The sequence below is a fragment of the Elusimicrobiales bacterium genome (genome assembly GCA_041651175.1).
Lineage (GTDB): Bacteria > Elusimicrobiota > Elusimicrobia > Elusimicrobiales > Elusimicrobiaceae > JAQTYB01.
On record JBAZJT010000002.1, the window covers coordinates 152,779 to 176,554 of the forward strand.

General features: G+C 61.0%; 18 protein-coding genes. 5 read left to right on the plus strand and 13 right to left on the minus strand.

All coding sequences use genetic code 11. The features are described from left to right. Window positions 1-157: 157 nt before the first annotated feature. Genes WC421_02370 through WC421_02400 form a run of 7 tightly spaced genes read right to left on the minus strand, consistent with a single transcriptional unit; the run spans window position 158 to window position 8,199 of the window. Window positions 158-526, minus strand: coding sequence for a response regulator (locus WC421_02370; GenBank protein MFA5161066.1), 369 nt, complete (start codon window positions 524-526; stop codon window positions 158-160). A gap of 13 nt (window positions 527-539) precedes the next feature. Further along, window positions 540-3,359 carry a PAS domain S-box protein gene (locus tag WC421_02375; protein MFA5161067.1) on the minus strand — a complete coding sequence of 940 codons (2,820 nt, stop codon included), beginning with the start codon at window positions 3,357-3,359 and terminating at the stop codon, window positions 540-542. Continuing rightward, entirely contained in the window at window positions 3,352-3,726 is a 375-nt protein-coding gene (locus WC421_02380) for a response regulator (protein ID MFA5161068.1), read from the minus strand. Before WC421_02380 ends, WC421_02375 begins: the two co-directional genes overlap by 8 nt. 40 nt (window positions 3,727-3,766) lie before the next feature. Beyond that, complete coding sequence (locus WC421_02385) at window positions 3,767-4,201, minus strand: hypothetical protein (GenBank protein MFA5161069.1); 435 nt, start codon at window positions 4,199-4,201, stop codon at window positions 3,767-3,769. Next, on the minus strand, window positions 4,188-5,291 hold the full coding sequence (locus WC421_02390; protein ID MFA5161070.1) for a glycosyltransferase family 4 protein: 1,104 nt from the start codon (window positions 5,289-5,291) through the stop codon (window positions 4,188-4,190). Before WC421_02390 ends, WC421_02385 begins: the two co-directional genes overlap by 14 nt. Next, a complete protein-coding gene (locus WC421_02395) occupies window positions 5,288-6,673 on the minus strand; it encodes a glycosyltransferase family 39 protein (GenBank protein MFA5161071.1) in 1,386 nt (461 codons plus the stop codon). Before WC421_02395 ends, WC421_02390 begins: the two co-directional genes overlap by 4 nt. Then, window positions 6,670-8,199 (minus strand): lipid II flippase MurJ, encoded by a 1,530-nt coding sequence (locus WC421_02400; protein MFA5161072.1) that lies wholly within the window; start codon window positions 8,197-8,199, stop codon window positions 6,670-6,672. Before WC421_02400 ends, WC421_02395 begins: the two co-directional genes overlap by 4 nt. Window positions 8,200-8,250: 51 nt before the next feature. Here WC421_02400 and WC421_02405 point away from each other — a divergent pair, with 51 nt between their 5' ends. The 5 genes from WC421_02405 to WC421_02425 are packed head-to-tail and all read left to right on the plus strand — an operon-like array spanning window position 8,251 to window position 14,664. After that, a complete protein-coding gene (locus WC421_02405; protein MFA5161073.1) occupies window positions 8,251-9,162 on the plus strand; it encodes a glycosyltransferase family A protein in 912 nt (303 codons plus the stop codon). After that, on the plus strand, window positions 9,159-11,405 hold the full coding sequence (locus WC421_02410) for a fused MFS/spermidine synthase (GenBank protein ID MFA5161074.1): 2,247 nt from the start codon (window positions 9,159-9,161) through the stop codon (window positions 11,403-11,405). The genes WC421_02405 and WC421_02410 overlap by 4 nt, the downstream gene beginning before the upstream one ends. A gap of 46 nt (window positions 11,406-11,451) precedes the next feature. Beyond that, window positions 11,452-11,823 (plus strand): response regulator, encoded by a 372-nt coding sequence (locus tag WC421_02415; GenBank protein MFA5161075.1) that lies wholly within the window; start codon window positions 11,452-11,454, stop codon window positions 11,821-11,823. Next, the gene (gene lysS, locus WC421_02420) at window positions 11,820-13,403 is read left to right on the plus strand and encodes a lysine--tRNA ligase (GenBank protein ID MFA5161076.1); all 1,584 of its coding nucleotides are present in this window, start codon (window positions 11,820-11,822) and stop codon (window positions 13,401-13,403) included. The genes WC421_02415 and lysS overlap by 4 nt, the downstream gene beginning before the upstream one ends. 31 nt (window positions 13,404-13,434) lie before the next feature. Continuing rightward, a complete protein-coding gene (locus WC421_02425; GenBank protein MFA5161077.1) occupies window positions 13,435-14,664 on the plus strand; it encodes an ABC transporter permease in 1,230 nt (409 codons plus the stop codon). 115 nt (window positions 14,665-14,779) lie between these two features. On the opposite strand, the gene WC421_02430 is transcribed toward WC421_02425, so the two are convergent. The 6 genes from WC421_02430 to WC421_02455 all read right to left on the minus strand — a co-directional run bounded on the left by WC421_02430 (window position 14,780) and on the right by WC421_02455 (window position 23,512). Then, window positions 14,780-17,434 (minus strand): acyl-CoA reductase, encoded by a 2,655-nt coding sequence (locus tag WC421_02430; GenBank protein ID MFA5161078.1) that lies wholly within the window; start codon window positions 17,432-17,434, stop codon window positions 14,780-14,782. Then, window positions 17,431-18,576 carry a hypothetical protein gene (locus WC421_02435; GenBank protein ID MFA5161079.1) on the minus strand — a complete coding sequence of 382 codons (1,146 nt, stop codon included), beginning with the start codon at window positions 18,574-18,576 and terminating at the stop codon, window positions 17,431-17,433. Before WC421_02435 ends, WC421_02430 begins: the two co-directional genes overlap by 4 nt. Further along, the gene (locus WC421_02440; GenBank protein ID MFA5161080.1) at window positions 18,573-19,784 is read right to left on the minus strand and encodes a GNAT family N-acetyltransferase; all 1,212 of its coding nucleotides are present in this window, start codon (window positions 19,782-19,784) and stop codon (window positions 18,573-18,575) included. The genes WC421_02435 and WC421_02440 overlap by 4 nt, the downstream gene beginning before the upstream one ends. 297 nt (window positions 19,785-20,081) lie before the next feature. Beyond that, window positions 20,082-20,966: a polysaccharide deacetylase family protein gene (locus WC421_02445; protein MFA5161081.1), complete on the minus strand. Its 885-nt coding sequence runs from the start codon at window positions 20,964-20,966 to the stop codon at window positions 20,082-20,084. 71 nt (window positions 20,967-21,037) lie between these two features. Beyond that, a complete protein-coding gene (locus WC421_02450; GenBank protein ID MFA5161082.1) occupies window positions 21,038-22,237 on the minus strand; it encodes a DUF882 domain-containing protein in 1,200 nt (399 codons plus the stop codon). Between the two features lie 534 nt (window positions 22,238-22,771). Next, a complete protein-coding gene (locus WC421_02455; protein MFA5161083.1) occupies window positions 22,772-23,512 on the minus strand; it encodes a S24 family peptidase in 741 nt (246 codons plus the stop codon). Between the last annotated feature and the right edge of the window lie 264 nt (window positions 23,513-23,776).

Consider the following 23,776-nt stretch of genomic DNA (forward strand, 5'->3'; position numbering starts at 1 on the left):
TCAAAATTTATCGCTGACAGCCGTAGCTATCGGCGAGAAATTTTCAGACCAGGGTATGTGAGGAAAATTCCGCGCGGGACTGTCCCGTTTTCGCAACCGGATGCCGCTGCCCGGCGTTGCCGTGCGGAAAGACTTCCTCTCTGCCAGGGCTGGCGGGTCAGCCTATCACTTTTCTTATGGCGGCCACTATTTCGGACGGATGGCTGGCCTTGGAAATATACATGCGCGCGCCGGGCTTGTAAACCGCGGCGGCTTCCTCCGGGCTTACCATGCTGGTCAGAAAAATAACAGGTATGGAGGACAGGCGCGGATCCTCCATCAGATGCCTGGCCACCGTGCCGCCGTCCATGCCTGGCATGACTACGTCCAGCAAAATCAAATCCGGCGCGGTTGCCCTGGCTATGCGCAGGCAGTCCTCCGGCGTTTGCGCGGCGGAGACAGTGTACCCGTATTTAGAGAGCATGTCGCTGTAAATAGACAGCATGTCCTTTGCGTCGTCCATTATCAGAATTTTTTTCGCCGCCATAAATCCTCCCGTTTTACCGCGCCGCGGGCTGCGACACCGGCAGGGTGAATGAAAACACGCTGCCCCTGCCCGGCTCGCTTTTGACGCATATCGTCCCGCCGTGCATCTCTATGAGTTTCTTGGACAGCACAAGGCCCAGCCCGGTCCCCTCGTGCTGGCGCGCGCTGCCGGCATCAACCTGCGAGAACGGCTGGAACAGCTTTTCCGCATCCTCGGGCTTTATGCCGATGCCGGTGTCCTCCACGATTATCCTCGCGCAATCCGCGCCGGTTCCGGCGGCGGTTTCCGAAAAGCATTTGCCGTAGCCGTCGTCCGCCGCGCCGCCGGACGCCATTTCCGCCGCCAGCCTGACCTGTCCGCCGGGATTTGTGAATTTCAGCGCGTTGCTCATAAGGTTGAATATAATCTGTTTCAGCTTGCGCTCGTCGGCGTCTATGGCGCGGCGCGCGGCGGGGGCGATATCCAGCTTCAGCCGGATGTTTGACTGCTGCGCCTGCTCCATGAACATCCGCATGGAGTATTCCAGCAGTTCATCCAGTTTGACCGGCGCCGGCGTGAATTTCATTTTCTGCGCTTCCACCTTGGAAAGGTCAAGAATATCGTTTATGAGGCTTAGCAGATGCTTGCCGCTGCTGCGGATGTAACCGACGTATTCGTGCTGCTTTTCGTTCATGGGGCCGAACATGTTCTCCCACAGCACGCCGGAGCAGACTATTATGGCGTTGAGGGGGGTGCGCAGCTCGTGGCTCATGTGCGCCAGGAAAGAGGATTTGGCCTGATTGGCTTTTTCGGCGGCGGCTTTCTGCACCTCAAGCTGGCGGGTGCGCTCGGTTATTTTGCTTTCCAGCGACCGGACAAGGCGCGCGTTTTCCAGCGTGATGGCGGCCTGGTTGGCGAACACCTGATAGAGCTCCACGCGCTCCTCGCTGAAAAATTCCGGCTTGTCGCTGTAGACTATCAGCGCGCCCAGGACGCCGTGCTCGCCGGCCAGCGGCGCCGACAGCGCAGAGCGTATCCCGCAGGCCAGGGCCTTCTCCTGCCATGCCGCAAACGAGGCGTCCTTTGTTATATCCGCGCAGACCACTGCCTTGGAGGTTTTGACTGCTGTTCCCGTTGGGCCGCAACCCTCCGGCGAGCCGTCCCATTTCACGGAGATGGCATTTATGTATTCGTCCGGCAGCCCGGACCAGGCGACGGGCAGGACGTCCTTTGATTTTTCGTCCGTCAGTCCCAGCCAGACCATTTTCGGCTCGCCTATGCGGCGCGCGTTTTCGCAGATGGCGGACTGGAGCCCGGCTATGTCCACGATGCCGGTTATCTGGTTGGAGGCGTGGGCGAGGGCGGAAAGCTCCTCGGCGTAGACGCGGAACATCTCCTCCATTTCCTTTTTGCGGGTGATGTCCAGCGAGATGCCGCTTGTGCCTATTACCGCGCCGTTTTCGCCGAATATGGGGGTTTTCATGGTGTGGAACCAGCGGGGCGTTCCGTCCGGCGCGGTTACCAACTCCTCTATGTCTATGCGCCTGCCCGCACCGAGGTCGCTCTCGTCCTGCTGGTCGCGCGCGGCCATTTCGGGCGGAAGCACGTCTATGCCGGTCCTGCCGGTTATGTCCCCGGCGGGGCGTCCGGTGAATTTGGCCAGCGGCTCGTTTACGGTCATAAATATCCCGCCGGTGTCCTTAAGCCAGGCCATGGCGGGGATATTGTCCAGAATCGCCTTCTGGCGGCGGCGCTCCTCGTTTATGGCGGCTTCGGCGCGTTTGCGCTCGGTCAGGTCCACGAAGAAAAACATCAGGCAGACGGGGTTGTTGTCGTCGTCGCGCACGAGGCTGCCTATCATGTCCACGTAAAATTCGCTGCCGTCTTTGCGCGTGGCGGTATGCTCGCCCTGCAGCATGTCCACGCCGGAGCGGCCCGTTTTCACGAAATCGGACATCTGCCGTCCGCGTGTCTGGTTTTCCTCGTGGCCCCACAGCCGCGTGAAGGCGGGGTTCACCTGAAGCACCTCGCCGCGCAGATTGGCCATCACTATCGGATTGGCGGAGGAGGCTATGGCTTTGCGCGTTATCGCCTGGGAGGTCTGGAACCTGCGGTCTATGGTTATGTCGCGGAAACCCATCACCGCGCCGATTGCGGAGCCGTCCGCGGCTATTATGGGCGCCACGGTGTAGAAAACCGACTGCTCTTTCCCGCCGTTTGCTATCAGAATGATGTCCCTGCCGGAGGAATCCGCGCCGTTCCCGCCGGAGAGGACCTCCTGAAACGGGTCGGCAAGCCGGCGGCGGGTGCGCTCGTCCACCAGGTGCATGATTTCGGAGGCGGGTTTGCCCAGCGCGTCGGCCTCTTTCCAGCCCGTGAGGTATTCGGCCATGTAGCTGACCAGAGTGGTTTTGCCGTCCCGGTCAACAGCCAGTATGCCGTCGCCTATGCTGCGCAGCGTAACCGCCAGCCGCTCTTTTTCCAGATACAGCTGCCGCTGGAGGCTTTTGCTTTTTTCCAGTTCCTCCGCGCTCAGTTTGCTCAGTTCCTCCGCGCGCGCGAAAGAGATGTAGGCCACCGCGAAAAGCGACGCTATGGCCGCCAGCGCCACCGCATATTTAATCCAGCGGTATGCCTCGCCGCCGCCGGAGGCGGCGTGCGCCAGCCACAGCAGCGCGCCCATCGCGGCGAGAAAAGCCAGCAGCGACATCGTAGCCCTGTTGAAATATTTGGAGAAACGCCATCCGCGGCGCAGCCGCCGCGTTGAAAGCTGCTTTTCCACCTCCGGCTCGCCGGCGTAGAAAGACGCCAGTTTCCGGGCAAGCAGCTTCATGCGGCGCGTTATGTCAAGCATCCGGGTTCACTTTGCTTTTGACCAAAGCCACCATATCGTTCACATCATAGGGTTTGGAAATGTAGTCGTCTATCCCGGAGGCGAGAATTTTGCTTTTGTCGCCTTCCATCGCATAGGAGGTTACGGCCACCAGCGGTATGCTTTTTGTTTCCGGGAACGATTTCAGCAGTTTCCCTGTGTCGTAGCCGTCCAGCCCGGGCATCTGTATGTCCAGCAGAATGAGGTCCGGCTTTTCCCTGCGGGCGATTTCTATGCCCTCGCGCCCGGCGGCGGCCTCCAGCACCTCGTATTTCTGGCACAGCAGTATGTCGCGCAGAATGATGCGGTTGCGGTCGTTATCCTCTATGATAAGGATTTTCTTTGCCATGGGTCCTCCCGCCAGCATTATAGTAAATAATTGTTTATTATTACGTTCCCCCGTACATGCCGATGTATTTCAGCTTGATAGTGCCGTCCGGCCTGATGACATTGGGCGAGGCTGAGGCCCGAATCCAGCCGGAGCGTATGAAATTGGTTATGGTGATGCGCACGGTTTCCGGCTCAAAAAGCACGGTGTTGCCGGTTTCGCTGAACTCGCGGTTGGCGGAGTGGTTGAAACTCAGTTCCACTTCAAGCGGCTTGTCCTCCGAGACCAGGCAGCAGCGGTCCATGCAGGCCCGGTAGCGGTTCACGCGCAGCCCGGCTTCCGGCGGGTCAAATTTGAGGCGCAGCCGCACGCAGTACTCGCTGGCCGATGTGTTGTCCACTGTAACCCAGGCGGCGTTTGTGCCGCGCCGCACGCTGGCGCAGCCGCACAGCGCGGCGCAGCATATCATCAGAACCGTTATGCTATAAGCTCTCATATATCCTCTCCAGCTCCGGGATGACGGCGTTCATGGAATAGCCGCGCTCCACCGTCTGCCGCGCGGCGCGGGAAAATTCCGCATATTCCCCGGCGGAAAGCGCGGCGGCTTTGCGCACGGCCTCCGCCAGCGGCGCGGCGTCGTCAGTGTTTGGCAGGCTGAAGCCGGTCCTGCCGTTTTCCACCATTTCGGTGCCGCCGGATTCGCATGCCAGCGGCACGGCGCCGCAGGCCATGGCCTCCACGAGGGCGTTGCTCATCCCCTCGCTGCGCGACGGCAGCGCGAAAAAATCCGCCGCCCGCTGCCACCCGGATATGTCCGCCTGCGCCCCGGCGAAAATGACGCCGCCCCGCGCCGCCATCGCCCGCCATTGCGCGTCAAGGCTGCCGCTGCCGGCCATCACAAGCCTTGCGCCCTCCGGCTTTGCGGCCAGAAACGCCCGGATGATTCTGTCCCCGCCCTTTACATGCTCAAATCTTCCCGCGAAAAGGAAGATTTTTTCGTTCTCCGGCAGCCCCAGCCCGCGCCGCAGCGCGGCTTTTTCTTCCGGGGAGGCGGGGCTCAGCCGCGCCGTGTCGGCGGGGTTTGGAACGGTGAAAATCCGTTCCGCGGCTATGCCCGCCTCTTTAAATTCGCGCGCGCAGTGCGGCGCGGGGCAGATGAATCTTGCGCCGGAGGCGGCTATATGCCGCCACTTCAGCCCCGCGAATCTGCCGAACCCGCTGGTGTCGCGCGGGCCGCCGAAAGCGCCCGCCCCGCCGGCGGATATCACGGTTTTCGAGCCCCGCGCCAGGCAGCAGATATTAGTTAAAGAGGAAAGCAGAAAATTATGCAGCGCGTCAACACGTCCGCGGCGGCGGAAAATCTCCCGCGCGAAGGCGGGCAGGTCGGCCCGGACGCCGCGCTCGCCTCCCAGCCGGATTATGTCCGCTCCGCTGTCGTTTTCCAGCGCGGGGGTTCCGGGCAGGCGGCGGGTAAGCACGGTTATCTCGTGGCCGCGCGCCGCCAGCGCGCGCGCCAGACGGGAGGCCTTTATCTCAGCCCCGCCCACCACTGGGGGATATTGCGCGATTACGAAAAGCACTTTCATGCGCGCCTCGCGTAAAAACCGTAGCCGTGGGATGAAAATATCCGCCCGTAGCCGCGCGCGGAGATGTAATTTTCAATCCATTCCGGCGGGCCGCCTTGAACCAGCATAAGGGCGGGCGGCCTGGCCTCCAGAGAGGCAAGAACCTCTTTTTTCTCGCTTTCCCCGAAAACGAAAATGGTGTTGAAATAGCGCGAGGGCGACAGTCTGCCGCTGTAAGCCTGCGCCGGGCTGGCGCGATGCTCGCAGACGTAAACATAATTCCCGGGCGCGGTCAGCCGTCCGGCCTCCAGCCCGGCGAACTCGCCGTCATGCCGCGCGCGGCTGTCCCAGCGGGCATACAGCTTCAGTCCCGACGATGCCGCCACCGCCAGAGCCAGCAGCGAAGCATAAACCGCCCTTGCCGGAACGGCGGAGGCCGCAAGCCCGCAGGCCAGCGCCAGCGAAGGGATAACCTGCTTGAACTGGTGCGTGTAATAATCCCCGGAGAGATTGGCTCCGCAGAAATCCGCCAGCAGCCATATTCCGGCGGCGCAGCCGTACCGGATTCGCCCCAGCAGCGCGGCAAATACCGCAAGCGGCGGCGCAAACCACCACCAGCCGGACCAGCGCTCCACAAACATCCGCCAGTGCCCGCCGGCGGACGCGGTGGCCGCGCCCGGCACCCGCAGCAGTTTGAAAAGCGAAAGCCAGGCGCAGTCAAAGTATTGGCGCCAATATCCGCCGCAGGCCAGTAGCGGAATCTCCGCCGCAATATTGACCGCCAGTGCGCCGCCGGCGATAATTCCGGCCTGCGCCAATTTTTCGCGCATGGTTTTGCCTTTATGCAGAAACGGCCATGCCATAAGCGCGGCCATGCTGGCCAGCGCCACCTGCTTGAACAGCACCGCCGTGCCCATCGCCGCCCCGGCCCAGAAAGCGGCTGCGGGTTTTGCGCCCTCAATGCCGCGTGCGTAAATGTAAAACGCCAGTATGGAAAAGCAAATCATGAAACTTTCCGTGGCGGCGAGATTGAAGGCTTCGGTCTTGTCCAGCAGAAGCAGCGCGCAGTAGGCGGCGAGTGTCCATATTCCCGCCGCTTCCCCCGCCAGCATGTCCGCCAGCCGTTTGAGCAGAATGCCCGCGCCGCAAAGCATGGCCGCAGCCAGGAATCTGGGGAACAGGTAATTGTTCTCGCCGAGAGTATTTGCCGCCGCGAACACATAGAAAATCCCCGGCGTCTTGTTTTCAACCCCGCCGGCGTAAGGCGGGACTCCGGTTTTCAGCCATACTTTGGCGATATAGGTCCACATTCCCTCGTCGGCCATCAGTCCAGGCGGGAAAAAACATTGCGCGGCAAGCCCCGCCGCCAGCAGCGCGAGAATGATGATTGCCGCCCGCTTCATAACCCCGGCCTGCCGCGCAGCAGCGATTTGGCGAAATCGTCTATATCCCCGTTGAGCCGGTATCTGTTGTTTATGAGCAGCGCGGCTATGCAATAAAGCGAAAATCCCGCGGCGAGCTGCCATGCGGGGCCGGCGGGAATCAGCTTGGCCGGCAGCGCGGCAGCCAGCGCGGCCAGCGCGGCGGCGCAGGCGGGGGCCAGATATTCAAGCGCGGCGGAATAATTTATCCCGGGATATACTTTTCTGAAATAGAGCCACAGCCCCGCCGCGTTGAGCGCGGCGAAAACGGCTGTTGCCGCCGCGTATCCGCGCGCGCCCCATGCCGGCACGCAGAGCGCGAAAACCGCCGCCGCGGCCATGCCGGAGAATATCTGGTAAAACATAGCCTCGCGCAGCCGCCCGAAGGCCATGTTCAGCCGCGCCGCCAGCGTGTTGAAAGCCGCGAAAGGAATGGCCAGCGCCAGTATCATCAGATACGCGGCGGCTTCATTGACAGTGTGCGCATCCATCCTGCCGCGCAGATAAAGAATTCGCATTATTTCGCCGGAAAACGCGCAGATAAACGCCGCCGCGCAGGCCAGCGGGAAAACAAGCGCCCTTGCCGCGCGGCTGAAAACCGGGTCCAGCTCCGCCGCTGTTTTGGCGGAGGCGGCGGCCTCGTTGAATTTTATTCCCGCCACCGCCGAAAACTGGTTGGTAAGCGCCAGATGCGGCATGTCCGCGGGCTGGCGGGCGTAATTCATCGCGCTGACCGCGCCCTGCCCGCAGCCGCTCAGCAGGTACAGCGGCAGATACCCCGCCAGCAGCGAGGCGGCGTTTCCCGCCTGGCTGTAGAATATGTTTCCCGCCGCGCGGGAGGCGGCGCGGAAATCCGCTGTGCAAAAATCCCAGCCGGCATGGCGGCGCAGCAGCGCCGCCAGCAGCGCGGACTGAAGCGCGCCTCCCAGCACAAGGCCGGTCATGGCGGCGGCTATCGCGCTTGCGCGCGATGCCAGGACGCAGGCAATCACGGCGCCGTTGAGCAGGACATTGGAAATCATCGGCAGTGTGAAGAGTTTATTCGCCGCCGCCACATCCGCCATGAAAACGTTTGCGATGTTGAACGCCAGCGCCAGTCCCGCAAGCCGCAGCAGCGGCGCGGCGCCCGCCAGCGCCTCGGAATCAAAGCGCGACAGCGCGCCGAAAATCTCCGCCGGACGCCAGAATGCCGCAGCGGCAGCCGCAGCCCCCGCGCAGAGGTAAACGCATAGGAAGCCGTTGGCAAAGCCGATTGCCGCCCGTCGGCCCCGCGCGGCGTCAATGCGCATCATTTCCGGTATGACGGCGGCGCCGTTTAACGCCACGATGAAGCCGGAAACCAGCGTTATCGCCCCCAGCGAGTAGAAGTAAATGTCTGCCCCGCGCCCCGCGCCGAAATAAAATCCGATGACAAGGCTGGCCGCCAGCCCCGACAGCCGCGCGAATACGTTGAATAACAGGGACAGGAACATCCCCCGCGTATAGGTTTCGCTCTTTATAAATCCCATAGACTTGCCTCGCGCGCGTTGTTACAATAATACATTATTGCGTTTACGCTTATGCGCCCGACATTCACCGTGTTCACCGCCACATATAACCGTGCCCGCACGCTGCACCGCGTGTGGGAGAGTTTGTGCGCCCAGACTTTCCGTTCCTTTGAATGGATTGTCGTTGACGACAATTCCGCCGACAATACCGCCGAACTGGTGGAAAGCTGGCGTGCTCAGGCGGATTTTCCGGTGCGCTTTTACCGCCAGCGGAAACCGGGCAAGCACATGGCCTCCAACCTGGCGGCGGAACTGGCCGGGGGCGAGCTGTTTTTGCCGCTGGATTCGGACGATGGCTGCGTCCCCAGCGCGCTGGAGCGCTTCATTTTCCACTGGCGCGCCATACCCGAAGGCGAGCGCGCCGGTTTTTCCGCCGTAACCGCTCTGGCGGCGGACCAGCACGGGCGGCCCGCTGGCGGGAAATTCCCCAAAGACATCCTGGATTCCGATTCGCTGGAGATGAAATACCGTTGGCGCGTCAAAGGCGAGAAATGGGGTTTTCAGCGGACCGATGTGATGAGGCGGTTTCCTTTCCCGGACCAGCCGCACCGCGCGCTGCCCGAAGGCATTGTCTGGAGCGGGATAGCGCGCCACTACAAAACCCGCTACATAAACGAGGTTTTGCGGATTTACTGGATAGAGCCGCGCTCCGGCGCGATGACCGGCGGCGGGTTTGCCTCCGCCTGCGCCGCCGGCTACGGCTACTGGCATCAGAACGTGCTTAACACCGAGCTGGACTGGTTCCGTTTCGCCCCGCTGGATTTTCTGGCTGCGGCGGCGCATTACGCGCGTTTTTCATTTCACGGCGGGCTGAACCTTTCGTGGCAGTGGCGCGGGCTGCGTCCGGCGGCGCGCGCGTTGTGGCTGGCGGCCTTTCCGCTTGGTTTTCTGGCTTTCCTGTCCGATAAAATGCGGGACAAATGACAACCGGCCTTCCACTCCCGGCTTTGAGAAGCGGCGCCATGAAAATCGCGCTGCCGCTGGCGTTTGCCAGCGGCGCGGCGGCGCTTGTCTATGAAACCGTGTGGCTGCGCATGCTGGTGCGGCTGTTCGGGATTACGGTCCACGCCGTGGGGTTTGCGACCGCGTTTTTCCTGCTGGGGCTGGCGCTGGGCGCGGCCATCGCCGGAAAACTGACGCTGCGCCCCGGCAACTGGCTTAAAATTTACGGCTTTGCCGAGGCCGCGCTTGCGGCGCTGGCGTATCCGGCCAGTCTGCTGCTGTCCGCCGCGCCTGCCCTGTCCGGCGGGAATATGGCGGCAGGCTGCCTGCTGGCCGGCTGCGCGATACTGATTCCCTCCATGCTTATGGGCGCGACGCTGCCGCTGCTGCTGCGCGCCTGCGAAAGCGGCCTGCCGGAGCGCGACATCGCGCTTGTCTACGGGGTGAACACGTTGGGCGCGGTGGCGGGCACGCTGTTGGCCGGATTTTTCACAATCGCCGTTTTCGGGGAGAAAGACAGCGTTCTGTTCGCGCTGTCGGCCAATGCCGGCTGCGCGCTGTCGGCATTGGTTCTGTCGGCCAAAAGGCCGCCGAACCTGCCCGCGCCGGAGGGCGGGGCCGCGCTTTCCCGAGACGCCATGTTCGTGCTGGCGCTGATGGCGGTTTCCGGCTTTTGCGCGGCGGGGTATCAGGTGCTGTGGTCCCGGCTGCTGACCACAATCACGGGAACATCCATTTATGCCTTCGCGGCGATGCTGGCGGTGCTGCTGGGCGGCATGGGAGCGGGAAGCTGCGCCGCCGCAAAATTGCTGCCGAAACTTGAAAATCCCATGGCGGCCTTCGGCTTGCTGGAAATCGGGCTGGCGGCGCTGGCGGCGTGCGGGCTGGTATTCTATCGCGCGATAGGGCTGCTGAAGGATTCTCCCCTGTATCTGTATTCGCCGATGCTGTCCTGGACGGACGCGCTGTCATTTTTCTCCGGCGCGGCGGTTATAGTGGCTCCGGCGGCTTTCGTGATGGGGCTGATTTTCCCGCTGGCCGCCGGGCTGTGCGCCCCCCGGTCCGGCGGGGCGGGCTATGTAACCGGCAGGCTATACCTCTGGAACACCGCCGGCTGCGTGGTGGGGGCGCTGGCGGCGGGGTTTGCGCTTGTGGGCCTGGCGGGGGTCAAATACGGCTACGCGCTGCTTATTGCGCTTAACTGCATTATCGGGCTGGCGGCTTTATCGCGCGCGGGGGTGCGCCTTTCCGCAGCCGCTGCCGTTGCCGCGCTGGCAATAGCCGCCGCGGCGGTTCCCGGCGACCCGTACAGGGCCGTCATACTAAACCGCTGCCGCGCCGCATACGGCGACATGCGTCTGCTGTTCCACGAGGACGCCGCCTCCGGAACCGTAACCGGCGTGGAGCATGGCGGCGCGCGGACGCTGCTTATCAACGGCATAATAATTTCCGGCAACGGCGACAACGGCAAGGTTATGATGCAGATTCCGGCGGCCATGAACGGCAGGCCGCGCAGGGCACTGGTCATCTGCTTCGGCGCGGGCGGCACCTTCCGGGCGGCCAGCCGGCTGGCTGAAAAAACCGATGTGGTGGAATTGTCCGCCGCGGTGCTGGCCCATGCGGCGGACTTCAGCCCCGATGCGGCGCTGGCGCTGCGCGCCCCCGGCGCGCGCGTTTTTGTCAAAGACGGGCGCAATTACCTGCTTTCCAGCCGCGACAAATACGACGTCATCGTGGTGGACGCCTCCCCTCCGGTTTTCAGCGCGGGCGCGGTGAATTTGTACAGCAAGGAATTTCTGGAGCTGGCGAAAACCCGTCTCTCCGGCGGAGGAATTTACGCGCTGTGGCTGCCGCTGCCCTGCCATGAATACGCCGCGCTGAGCATAATAAAAGGATTTGCGGAGGTGTTCGCGCATCAGGCGGTATGGGCCCACCCGAACATGAGTGGCGGGTTTCTGGTGATGGGTTCCGGCAGCGCGTTTGAATGGCCAGCCGGGGAGCTGGACAAACGGCTGTCCGCCTCATGGGGAGACAGCTCCCTGCCCCGGCTTACAGAGCGCGCGCTGCGCGGCTCAATAGCGGCGGTGGACGGGCAAATCTCCGGCAGGCTGGCGGCGTATCCCGCGGTAACCGACGACAGGCCGCTTACCGAATTCCCGCTTGGCCGCTTCTGGCGCGGGGAGCCGCTTATGGCGGACCCCGGCTTCTTGCGCGCGGTGTTTTGATATATTGTAAAATCGGAGTATCGCAAAGCAGTCAAGGAGCGTTGGCATGGCAGTCAAAATTCTTATAGTGGAAGACGAGCAGGATCTGGCGACGCTGCTCCGGTTTATCTTTGAGAAATTCGGCTACGCCGTCATGGAAGCGCACAACGGGCAGGAGGCGCTGGACCTTATAGATTCGGTGGCGGAGCCGCCGGACGTCATTGTTACCGACGTGATGATGCCGGTGCTTGACGGCTACAGCATGGTCACACAGCTTCAGGAAAACCCCGTAACCCGCAAAATCCCCGTGATAATCATCACCGCCAAGGGCCAGACCAAGGAGCTTTTCCAGATAGCCAATGTGGTCGGCTTCATAGAAAAGCCCTTTGAGCCCAAGCATCTCAAGGAACTGGTGGACAAGCTGGTGGCTAAAAAATGACGGAACAGCATTCCGCCCTGGACGCAATCATAAGCGCCCGCTACGAGGAAATCCGCCAGCTGCGCGGACAGGGAACAGACGTTTATCCCCACAGGTTTGCCCTTACCCACACCGCCGCCGCCGCGCTGGCGGCGGAGACGGATGCCGCCGTCGCGTGCGCCGGGCGCGTCGTGCAGCTGCGGCTGATGGGCAAGGCCGCCTTCGCGCATATACAGGACATGAGCGGCAAGGTGCAGCTCTATATCAAAAAAGACGAGTTGGGCGACGCCGCCTACGATTTTTTCAAAAAGCATATCCATGCGGGCGATTTCGCCGGCGCGGAAGGCCGGATGTTTGTTACCCACAGCGGCGAAAAGACGGTGCATGTCAAAAAGCTGACCCTGCTTTCCAAAGCGGTGCGCCCGCTGCCGGAGAAATGGCACGGCCTCCAGGACACAGAGACCCGGCTGCGCGAGCGGCATCTGGACCTGCTCTCCAACGAGAATACGCGCAAAATTTTCGCCTCGCGCACCAGAATAATACGCGCCATACGCTCCGTCTTTGACGCCGAGGGGTTCCTGGAGGTGGAGACGCCCACCCTTACCCCCAATGCCGGCGGCGCGGCGGCCACGCCTTTTGTCACCACGCATAACGCGCTCAAGGCGCAGCTTTACATGCGCATCGCGCTGGAACTTTATCACAAGCGGCTTATCATCGGCGGGCTGGACAGGGTTTACGAAATAGGCAAAGTCTTCCGCAACGAGGGGATAGACACCCGCCATAACCCGGAATTCACGCTTCTGGAAGCGTATCAGGCCTACAGCGACTACAACGGCATGGCGCAACTGCTGGAGAAGGTGGTTTCCGGCTGCGCCGCCGCCATGGGCGTTGAGGAAGTGGACTATCACGGCCACAAAATATCGCTGAAACCGCCGTTTAAGCGGCTGTATCTGCCGGAACTCTGGAAGCAGGAGACCGGCGAGGATATTCACAACATCCTCAACGGCAAGGCGTTCAACCGGCAGAAACTCTCGGAACTGGCGAAGCGGCTGCATGTGGAGCATGACGAAAACACCCCCTCCGCAAAACTCTTTGACCGGATTTTTGACGCGAAGCTGCTGCATCACGTGATACAGCCCGCTTTCGTGATGGATTATCCCACGGCAATCACCCCGCTTGCCAAATGCAAACCCGGCGACGAGGCTTTGGTGGAGCGTTTTGAATTTTTTGCCGGCGGGGGGGAAATCGCCAACGCCTATACCGAGCTTAACGATCCGGAAGACCAGGAAAGCCGCCTTAAAGAACAGCTCCGCCAGCAGGCCGACGAGCATAACGACGAGGCCGACATCATAGACCGCGATTTCATAACCGCTATGGAAGCCGGAATGCCGCCGACCGGCGGCATAGGAATAGGCATAGACCGCATAGTGATGCTGCTGACCGGACAGCCCTCCATACGCGAGGTGGTCCTGTTTCCCGCGATGAAGGAGGCGGCTGCGCCCCAACCCGCCCCCGGCCCGGACGAGAAAGAGGAGACCGCGCGCCATCCCGGAGAAACCCTGCTGAAAATCGTGCGCGAGGACAGCCAGCCCCGGGAATAGGCGCGGACAGGGATTCCGCGCGCCCGCAAAAATGACATTTGAACTTTTTGTCGCAGGGCGGTATCTGAAGGCCAAGCGCAAGGGGCTGTTTGCGCTGGTTACCACTCTTATCGGCGTGGCGGGGGTGGCGGTGGGGGTGGCCGCGCTGCTTACCACGTTGTCGGTGATGAACGGCTTCCAGGGCGATATCCAGAAAAAAATTATCGGCGCGCAATCGCATATAGTGATTTTCGGCCAGCTTGCGCCGGAGGCTTATTCCGCGCTGGAGGCCAAAGCGCTGCGCGACCCCGACGTCGCCGCCGCCGCGCCTGTTGTGCTGGGGCAGGCCATTCTCGCTTTCAACAAACGCTCCTTCGGCGTTATGCTGCGCGGGCTGGAGCCGGGCAAAGAGCGCAATGTAAGCCTGCTGGAAAATTCTTTTACCGAAGGCGGCTGGACGCCCAAACCGCGCCCCGGCGAAAAAACCGTTCCGCCACCGGTTGTGCTGGGCGAGGAATTGTCGCGCAACATGAACATCTACTGCGGCGACGACGTGATTTTGATTTCCCCCGAATCGGTCAACACCGGGCTTGGCATACTGCCGCGCATGAAAAAATTCCGCGTCAGCGGGCTGCTCAAGACCGGCTATTACGAGTTTGACAGCGCCATGGCCTACGCCAAACTCTCCGACGCCTCCGATTTCCTGGGACTTGGCGGCGCGGCCACCGGCATGGAAATCCGGCTGCATGATATGAACACGGCCCGCGCGGCGGCAAAGCGGCTGTCTGCCCTGGCGGGGTTTCCCTACGCGGTGCGCACTTTCGCCGACATGAACCGCACCCTTTATGCCGCGCTGCGGCTGGAAAAATTCGTGATGTTTATAATTCTCATACTGATAGTGTTTGTTGCCGCGCTCAATATCGCCTCCAACCTGATTTTGCTGGGGGTTGAGAAGCTGCGCGACATAGGCATAATGCGCGCCATGGGCGCCCCGCCGGCGGTGATACGGCGCATTTTTCTGTGGGAAGGATTTCTAATCGGCACCACCGGAATTGCGCTGGGGCTGGCGCTGGGGTTTGCGCTGTGCTGGGTTATCGCCACCTTCAACATCGTGGAGCTGCCGGGCGATATTTACTACATAACCCGCGTGCCGGTGCAAATCAAATTATCCGACGTGGCCGCGATAATAATCGGCAGCTACGGACTCTGCTTTCTGGCCACGATATATCCCGCCAAACGCGCTTCTTCAGTTAGCCCGGTGGAAGCCATTCATTACGGCTAGCCTGAATGTTTCAGTTGGCGCGAGGACCGAGGCGAAAAAGCGCGAAATAATGCAGAACATAATGCAGTATGAAGCGATTTTTCGCCGAATCCCGCGGCCAACTGAAATTTTCAGGCTAGCGTTGGTCTATCACTTTGCGGATTTTGCCGGTGCGTTCTATGCGGGGGATTTTTCCGGCGGGGAGAATCTCTATTTCAGGCGGCTCCATCCAGCCCTGCTCAAGCGAATAGGCCAGATCTTTGCAGTTCCGGTGTATTGATTGCAGAAGCTTTTTTTCGGCGTCCGGCGGGGGGGGCTGGCCTTCTTTAAGCTCCGCACGGAGTTTCAGCCTGTCCTGCGGGCCGCGTTTTGAGATTTCCAGCTGGAAATTAAGGCTCAACTCCGGCAGGGCGGACACAGCCGTGCTTAAATCGTTGACGAATATATGCGCGCCGCCGGCGTGAATTCTGTCGTCGCAGCGGCCAAGCAGTTCAAAGCGGCGCGCGGCGCTGCCGCAGGCGCAAGTCCCGCCCGTCCAGCGGGCCAGGTCGCCGGCGCGGAAGCGGATTACCGGCATATGCTTTTTGTTGAGAACAGTCAGGACTATTTCGCCTATGGCTGCTTCGTCCGCTGTTTCGCATGGGCGCGGCTGCGGCAGGGGGATGGCGGTTTGCGGGTCTATTATTTCCATGAACTGCTCGTCCTCGCAAAGATGATGGATGGAGCCCGCGCAATGCGGGCATTGCCAGCCGACCACTCCCGTGTCAACCGTCGCATATCCCGCCGAGCGCATAATCGCGCCGGGAAAAACCGAGTTAAAATACTGCGCGGCTTCTTTGCCGGCGTATTCGCCGCCGTAGAAGACAAGCCGCAGCGGGAAACGACGCGCTTTGGGAAGCGTAGCGCAGTATTGCGCCAGCTTGAGCAGGAAAGACGGCAGCCCCAGCACCGCCGTAACCTGGAATTCATGCAGATAGCGGGCTATCTCCTCCACCGGCAGCGCGCTGCCTATGGGGACCGAAACGGCGGGGGTTTTGGCCAGCGCCTTTTCAACCGAAATCCAGCTTGACCACAAATTGCCGGAGACAAACAGGTTTGCCGCCCTGTCGCTCTCGCACAGCCCGCCGCGCATGAAGCATTGCGCCAGCGCGCGGCTGACCCTGTCATACTCGCGCCCGTTGTAGAAAATGTATTTCGGATTGCCGGTGGAGCCGCCGCTGGCGAAAAATATCCCGCCGGTGGCCGGGCCGGTGAACATGCCGGAATTTTCGGGCGGGGTGTTGGCCAGAATGTCTTCCTTGAGCAGAAAAGGCAGCTTCCTGAAATCCTCCAGCGACTCTATGCGCCCGCTGCCCGCGAAATGCCGCTTGTAAAACGGACTATTGGCGCGCGCGTATTCCACTATGGCCGATAACTTGTCCAGCGCGGAAGGCAGGCCCTCTATTCCGGCAAAACGCACCAGCTCCCGCATCGGGAAAACGCCGTCATGCGGCGAACCGGCGGGAGCCTCCAGCATGGCGCCGATATCCGTTATCCGCGCCACGCCCAGCGGGACCAGCCGGCGGGCGATGCCGGTTTTTTCAGCCAATGTGCCCGCCACGCCCGCGGTCTGTATAAGCCCGCGCATGGCCGCGGTCTGTTTTTCTATCTCGTCCAGCGAGGAAACGCATTTCACATACAGCGTCCTGTTCTGCGGCGAGACCGAGAATTTCGGCGATTTTTCCGAGATGACGGTCCAGTCCGTCTTCGGGAACGCGCTTTCCACATAGGCGGCGTTCACCGCCATGTCTATTTTAGCGAGTTCGCGCGCTTTGGTGATTTCAACCTGCTCGTCAACGGAGAGTTTGGCGGGGGGCAGCTCGCCCGCAAGTTGCGCGAAGGCGCGCGCCAGCGCGCGGACAAAATCTTTCGCCAGCGGGTCCCGCTCATGCAGCTCCGGCGAGACTATATAGACGCAATGCGGCGAGGCGCAGGCGCTCTGCTCCCAGAGGCTTGCCTGCCGCGCGGCCTGCATGGCCAGCGCGTCCGCGCCGCGCGATTTCATGGCCGAGGGCATTATCACCGCGAAGCTAGTCTTGGGCCCGAAGCCTATCACATGTGCGGACGCCGGCGCGGCCTTGCGCCAGCCGCGCACCGCCTCCCCGCCGCCCCAGACTACTATCGCGTCCGCATGGCGGGCTATGGCTTCTTCAACATCGGCGGAGCCGCCGGGCCAGTTCAGCACGGCGATTGAGGAGGATAAAACGCCTGTCTTATCGCAGGTTTTCAGCGCCTGCGCGAAATGCACGGCGGATTCAACGCCCCCGCTTGCCGTTTTGACTATGTTGACGTTGCGCGTCAGCATTCCCATCACAAGCGAATCCAGTATTCCCAGAAACACGTTTCCCGCCCCGATATGCAGCGCCACGCCGCGCGGCGCCGCGGTTACAAGCCCGTCATAGCCCGCGCGGGAGATGCAGGCGTCCAGGGCATTGGGAAGGAACAGCTCCAGCCGCAGCCGCCTGGACATTTCCGATTTGTCCAGCAGTTTAGGCAGCAGCGAAAGCGAGATTTCCACGGTTTCCCTTGAAAAACCGGAGGCCGCCGCCACCTGCCGGAATGCCCGTTTATACCAGAGGCTGTTTTTGTCGGCATAAAGCCTGCCGGTCGCGTGCAGCGTGTCCAGAATGTATTCAACAGGGACCTGCCGCATGGCGGGCAGCCGTTTCCCGGCCGCCAGGCCGAGTTTGTCGATATCGCCGGCGTTCCATTGATTTTTGCGGACGGTTTTGCCGAATATATAGGCGCTCATAGCAGCGTGGCCGCGGAAATGGCGCAGCCTTTAAGTTTTTTCACCCCCACCCGGCCCGCTATGCGCAGCACCGGCCCGCCGAGGCCGCAGGCGCAGCCTTTTTCAAGGCTTCCCAGGTCGGACGATAAAATGGATATGGACGGATAGCTGGACAAGTACGGCGTCATGAACTGCAAAAGCCCCGTCCTGCCGTATCCCATGTTTTCCAGCGAGGCGGGATGGCGGACTATGATTTTGCCGTATACCGGCACATGGAAATTGCCCAGCGGGCAGTCCACATAAGGCACGCCGTGCTCCACCATGCCGAACAGGTCGCGCACTTTGGCGGTTTTAAGCCCCAGCGCGGCGGCCAGCCGGCGGCGCATTTCTGTTTTATCCAGGGCGCGGTCCTGGTTGTCTTTCCACCCGCCGCCGGTGATGACCCAGCCGGAAGGGTTCAGCCGCGCGTTCCTGCCGTGCTTTTTCCTGAAGGCGGCGCACAGCGCCAGCGCATGGGCTGGGAATCCGACTATCCGTGTCTGCCTTCCCCGTTTTTCAAAACGCTCCAGCGCGGCCAGCGCGCCTTCTTGGTCAAAAAAGAACCCGCCGCCCGACGGCCTGATGGCGTAGAAAACCTCTCCGGTTCCGGTAAGCCCGGTCAGCAGTTCGTCGGTGAAGGCGGTGCCCAGGTTTTTTGCGGCGCGCGGGTCATAGGTAAAGCACAGGTAATCCGCGCGGGATTTGGCATCCGCCATGCCCAGCCCGTTAAACACCTGCCAGGCCATTCTCCGCACCCGCAGCAGCGAGGCCTTGTCCAGCGCCATTCTGCTTTTCTGGCCCGATGTGCCGCTGGAGGTCAGCTCCAGCGCGATTTCGCTGCGTGGAATGCCGCACAAATCGCGCTCCTTGAACGCGGAAACGCCGATAAACGGGATTTTCACGATGTCGGCGGAGGTCTTTATATCCTCCGGCGAAAACCCGGCCTGCCGCCACAATCCCGCGAAATGCCGCTCCCGCCTGAAATGTATGGCCGCGCTTTCGCGCATGGCTTCCAGAAACAGCCGCTCCGCCTGCGGCGAATAGTCAAAAGGCGGGCATTCCAGCAGCCCTGCCATGCGGCTTTTGTCGGACAGCGGGCGGGCTATGGGCGATGACAAAGTCATTTTTTACCCGTAAGCGCGGTTTCTATGTAGAGCTTGTCCCAGATTTGCAGGTATTGCTTCAGATACTGCCGGTATGCCGGCATGAGGCTTACGTTGCGGAAATCCAGCATGTCAAAGGAATGCGAGAATATGATGTAATCCCACCGCTTGCCGCCGTGCAGCCGCATGGCGGGAAAATACGCGCTGGGCAGAAAACGCGCGTGCAGCGCCTGCTGCTGCAATTGCGGCGAATAGGCGTCCACCAGATGCTCCACATAGCTCACTTTCAGCTCGCGCAGCGCGTTTGCCGCGCTGCGCAGTATGACGGAGAGGTCCTTTTCCTCGCTCCTGCCACCCAGAATCGCGCTGTAGCCGTCCTTTTCGCTGTAGTGGATATATATCTCGGTTTTCTGGTCATGCGACAGCAGAATCAGGTTCGGCTCGTGAAACGGGACGTAGGCGTTTTCAAAAACGCCGGAGTTGCCGTGCGCGCGCCAGCGGTGCGCGGCGAAGTGCGGGGCGTCTATAATCTCAAAGGGAATCTGGGGAGCGTTTTTTACGGGCGGCTCGCGCCCGGAATCCTCCGCGCGGACTAGTTCGGGTTTTTCAAGCTCCACCCCGAATTTCGCCAGCGACTGGCCGGCCAGCCGGTGCAGCGGCTCCAGTTCCTCCAGCAGTACGGCGGGGGCGCGCCTGTGCTGCCAGGACTGCGGAATGAAATGCCCCGCCAGGCAGTGTGTTTCGTTCTCAAAAACCTTGTGCGCGTTCGGGAATATCCCCAGCGGCGCAAACCCCAGCCCCTCTGTAAGCTGCTGCGGCGCGGTGTTGGCGGTGCGGGTGGTGGCGTAGACGACATCGGCCCAGCCGGCGGAGATTATCGCGTCCAGAATAAACCGCATCAGCGTGTTAGCCAGGTTGAGCTTGCGATACTCGTTTGAAACCACCGCCCCCAGCGCCTTGGAAATCCGTTGGGTGCGGTCCAGCGTGTAAAACAGGCTGGCGATGATGCGGCCCTCGTGTTCGCCGACAAGCCAGAAATAATCGTCGCTGGCGATGGCTTTTTTCATTTTCTCGCGGTCGGTTACCACCGACACCGAGTAGCTGGAGCCGTAAACTTCCGAATAAAGCGCCTGTATGCGGCGGGCGTCCTCGGAGCGCGCGTTGCGCACGCGGATTTCGCGCCCTTCCGTGCCGGAATCTATAAGCATCTCCACATGTTTCAAAGCCATCGGAAAAACCCCCTGCCGGAACCCTGTCCCACGATAATATTATATAAAAACCGCGGCGGCATAGCGCATCACCTGAAAGTTTCAGTTGGCGCGAGGACCGAGGCGAAAAAGCGCGAAATAATGCCGGACAAAATTATCCGCGCGCGCCTCACTGCACGAAAGGATAATTTTGTGAAGGCAGTATGAAGCGATTTTTCGCCGAATTCCGCGGCCAACTGCAATTTCCGGGCTTATGACTGCCTCAGCGAACAGGGAAAGGTCAGCAGATGAAACACGGCAATTGAGAAGAAGCGCGGCCTATTGCGCAAACGCCTGTTTGAGCCGGGCGGGCGGCACCACCGTAAACCCGTTATCCTTCAGCCAGGGAAGGAGTTTGACAACCACGGCCCGGCTTTGCGGATGCACATCATGCATAAGCACTATCCCTTTTCCGCGCTGCCTGATCATTGAGGTAAGCTTGGAAAACAACTCGCCGGGATTTTTTGTTTTCCAGTCCTCGGAATCTATGGTCCAGCCTACGGGAATGAGCTTCAGCTTCCTGTATATTTTTTTGGCATCCTCCGGGCGCAGGCTGCCGTAGGGCGGGCGGAAAAACCGCGGCGCCTTGCCCGTAGCTTCGGTTACGCGCTCTATGCCGCCTTTTATGTCAAATTGCACGGTGTCCCAGTCCAATGATGTATAGGGGTTGCCGCGGTCGTCCGGCGTGGCGTGGAAATACCCGTGAACGCCGACCGTTATCCCGTGTCCGCTCTCACTCGCCGCAAGAGACTTGGCGGCTTCGCTCTCCAATTTGGAGCCAAGCACAAAAAACAATGCCGGAGCATGCGCTTTCCTGAGGGCTTCAACGATGCTTTTCGTATTATCAGGGGCCGGTCCGTCGTCAAATGTCAGTATAATTTCCCCGGGGTTGAGGAAGTCGTCTTTCTGATTCAGAAACGGACGGCCCTGGGTATCGTTTGTAAAGGTGGCATACCCGCTGCCGGATGCTGCGGAAAATCCCGCGTTTGCCGCCTCATATCTGCGCTCCGGGCCGGTTTCCTGGGCATTGCTGTAGCTCATACCGGCAGGCTCCGGTATTTGCTGCGCCGCATCCGCCGTTGCGGCCCAGTTCCCTGCATCCTGAGCGTGTGCGGACGGCAACGAAACAGCAATCAGCAGCGCAACCGCCGCGTATTTACCCACGCTATCACTCCTCCGCGCGGCGCTGCAAACGCGCCGCGCTTTCCCAATATTTTCAGCAGAAAAAGGGGGGGTTATTTGCCGCCCCATGTGCGCACAGGGCCCACGTCCACATGGGCAAAACTTGAGTATTTGCCGCAGCCGCCCGCTTTCAGTTTCACGCAGGCCTGATACATCTTGTCCGCCGAAGCGCCCTGCACCTGTATATCGGCCGCATTGCCTTTCATGTGCTGGCTCTGGCTTGCCCCGCCCACCATGGAATTCAGCTTGGGGCTTCTGTAGCCGCTGTTGAGCGTTACTTTCACATTGCCGCCTTTGCTGCCGGAAGACTCCGCCGCCACGGCTCCTATAAGCTGTATGAGTTTCTGCGGGATATCGTGCTCCTGCTTGGTCAGCCGGCAACGGAACACTTTCTTGACCTGTCCCATGGAGGAGGAATCAACCTTGCCGTTATTGACCTTGATGGTTACGCTCCCGCTCCCGTGGGACGAGGTTATGGTGAACTGTTTTATTTTGCCCATCTTGGATTCCAGCTTGGGGTCGGATTTTCCGCCGCCGGATTTTCCGGCAGAGGCCTCTTCTATGCCGCCGCCCGATCCGCCGCTGGTGTCTCCTCCGTCGCCGCCTCCGCCTCCGCCGCCCTGTCTGGCGTCGTCCAGCAGGTCTTCCGCGTATTCCTTGGCTTCTTTCTCATCCTTGAAAGCGCCTTTATTCACAAGGCCCTTGGGACCGTAGCTGGCCATCAGATTGCTGGTAACCTCGTCCAGAGTCTTCAACTGCACTGCTTTGTCATCGGGTTTGGGAGTCTGGGCTTCCTCTCCGCCGCCGGCCCCGGGCGCGCCGCCGCCTGAAGAGCCTGCGCCGGAAGAGGCTGTGGCGCCGGGCAGGTCTCCCATTGCCGGGGAGGAATCCGTTCTTTCCTCGCTTGCGAATTTGGGCTCGCTGAACTCCCTGCCTTCCGGCGCGGAACCCTGCGCGCCGGAGGACGAAGCCTGCTCGGTTCCTGAATCGTTGCGGGTTACCTGCGGACCGTTCCGCAATGCGGTGCCGGTGCTAAGCTCCGCCGCTTTCTGCGGCTGCATGTCCCGCTGCTGCGGGGGCTGTTGCTGCGCGTTGTCCTGCGGTCTGTGAAAGCTGTATGCCGCGTTATCGGTTTTGACAGGCTCGCCCTGCCTTTCGGGGGGGCGGAAATCAACCGCATAATCGCCGGCCGCGCACGGCGCGCACGCGGCGAGGGCGACAACAACAAGAGGCCGGAGCAAATTCGTTTTCATGGCGCTAGTATAGCCCCTGTCCGCTAATTCCGCAAGGGCCTTTTCGCATCGCGGAAAAATGCGGTTTCCCCGAATGAAGCTACCGTGGTTTTTGTCCCAAAACCTGTTATTGATGCCTGCATAAATAAAGCCTATGCGACTGAGCCGATTTCGCAGCGAAACAAGAAGCCAAAGGCCGGACATACTGTCCGTATGTCCAGCCTTTGGCGACGCGGTTGCAGCCCGAAAGCGGCTCAGCCCCTTCGGGGAGGCCCGCCTTCAGGCCGCGCACGTCGTTGCGGCTGTTTGCAGTGCGGACAGCACAGCGGCGCAGCCGCGCCTGGCGCGCGGCCTGAATTCGGGCCTTCGCATGGGCTTTTATTTACCTGAAAGTTTCAGTTGGCGCGAGGACCGAGGCGAAAAAGCGCAAAATAATGCCGAACAAAATTATCCGCGCGTGCTCCACGGCACGAAAGGATAATTTTGTGAAGGCAGTATGAAGCTATTTTTCGCCGAATCCCGCGGCCAACTGAAATTTCCAGGTTTATGCAGACATCAATAGCCGCAGGGCTTGCGCAGCACCAGCAGCAGTTTTCCGGCGACGGCGATTTCCTCCGGTTTAAGCCTGCGCGTCCTGCCACCTATGGCGGTTATCTCCGCGCAATTCCCGTCAACCCAGCGTAAAACGCCGATGGTGTACTCCTCGTCTCTGTGGACAAGGGCGATGCTGCCGTCTTCGGCAAAAGACGTCAAGGCTACAAGCAGATATTCCCCGTCCGCCGCCAGCGGTTTTAGCCCGCCGCCTCTTACGCGCAACGCCACGGTCTGCCGCTGCCCGCCGTGCTGCGGCACGGGCAGAAACTCCTCCGCAACCATGGACGGGATGTCCCGCATTCGGAATTCCGGGCCGGATATGGAAGCTGCAACCGCCGTGTACTCCGCCGGGCCCGGCGCGGCCGCGCGCGCATGGTTTTGCGCGCTGTCGCGCAGTTCCAGTTTCACGGGGGAGGCGCTGTTGCAGCGGAGAGAGGGAGGAATATCGTCAATGGTCAGGGGGATGCCGGCGCGCTCGCGGCGGCTGCAGTCAAGCGCGGATATAAGCTCGTCCACGGAAACACCCAGCTCTGCGGCCACGCGAAGCCGCATGTCGCTGGAGGGGGTGCAGCGTCCGGAATTCCAATGGCAAACGTTGTAAATGCCGGTGTCAAGCGCCTGCGCCAGCTTTTTCTGCGCGCCTGCGCTTTTGCCGCCGTTGTATCTGGCAAGCAGTTCCGCGAATGTCATGGCACGATTCATAATCCCCTCCGCATCGTGAATATTCCACCGCTTGACAACTGGTCCAAGTTGTCGTATACTTGTACTGTTGGGGCGTGCAACTTTGCGCCTGTTCCAAAGCGCGGCATTATAGCCGTTTTTTCAGTCGGAAACAAGTCCGAGAATTATCCAATGCAAGATGAGCCTGAAGGAATGCTCGTTTCCAACACAAGATGAGCCTGAACCGCGCTGAAATCGTCCGTTTGCGCTCTGTCGTTCGTAAACTAAGCCATGACGCTGGAAATG

Excerpts from the sequence above, each read along its gene's own strand:
- WC421_02415 (MFA5161075.1), top strand. The coding sequence starts at position 11,452 with ATGGCAGTCAAAATTCTTATAGTGGAAGACGAGCAGGATCTGGCGACG.
- lysS (MFA5161076.1), top strand. The coding sequence starts at position 11,820 with ATGACGGAACAGCATTCCGCCCTGGACGCAATCATAAGCGCCCGCTAC.
- WC421_02405 (MFA5161073.1), top strand. The coding sequence starts at position 8,251 with ATGCGCCCGACATTCACCGTGTTCACCGCCACATATAACCGTGCCCGC.
- WC421_02455 (MFA5161083.1), bottom strand. The coding sequence starts at position 23,512 with ATGAATCGTGCCATGACATTCGCGGAACTGCTTGCCAGATACAACGGC.
- WC421_02410 (MFA5161074.1), top strand. The coding sequence starts at position 9,159 with ATGACAACCGGCCTTCCACTCCCGGCTTTGAGAAGCGGCGCCATGAAA.
- WC421_02385 (MFA5161069.1), bottom strand. The coding sequence starts at position 4,201 with ATGAGAGCTTATAGCATAACGGTTCTGATGATATGCTGCGCCGCGCTG.
- WC421_02400 (MFA5161072.1), bottom strand. The coding sequence starts at position 8,199 with ATGGGATTTATAAAGAGCGAAACCTATACGCGGGGGATGTTCCTGTCC.
- WC421_02425 (MFA5161077.1), top strand. The coding sequence starts at position 13,435 with ATGACATTTGAACTTTTTGTCGCAGGGCGGTATCTGAAGGCCAAGCGC.
- WC421_02370 (MFA5161066.1), bottom strand. The coding sequence starts at position 526 with ATGGCGGCGAAAAAAATTCTGATAATGGACGACGCAAAGGACATGCTG.
- WC421_02440 (MFA5161080.1), bottom strand. The coding sequence starts at position 19,784 with ATGGCTTTGAAACATGTGGAGATGCTTATAGATTCCGGCACGGAAGGG.
- WC421_02375 (MFA5161067.1), bottom strand. The coding sequence starts at position 3,359 with ATGCTTGACATAACGCGCCGCATGAAGCTGCTTGCCCGGAAACTGGCG.
- WC421_02395 (MFA5161071.1), bottom strand. The coding sequence starts at position 6,673 with ATGAAGCGGGCGGCAATCATCATTCTCGCGCTGCTGGCGGCGGGGCTT.
- WC421_02430 (MFA5161078.1), bottom strand. The coding sequence starts at position 17,434 with ATGAGCGCCTATATATTCGGCAAAACCGTCCGCAAAAATCAATGGAAC.
- WC421_02450 (MFA5161082.1), bottom strand. The coding sequence starts at position 22,237 with ATGAAAACGAATTTGCTCCGGCCTCTTGTTGTTGTCGCCCTCGCCGCG.
- WC421_02390 (MFA5161070.1), bottom strand. The coding sequence starts at position 5,291 with ATGAAAGTGCTTTTCGTAATCGCGCAATATCCCCCAGTGGTGGGCGGG.
- WC421_02380 (MFA5161068.1), bottom strand. The coding sequence starts at position 3,726 with ATGGCAAAGAAAATCCTTATCATAGAGGATAACGACCGCAACCGCATC.
- WC421_02435 (MFA5161079.1), bottom strand. The coding sequence starts at position 18,576 with ATGACTTTGTCATCGCCCATAGCCCGCCCGCTGTCCGACAAAAGCCGC.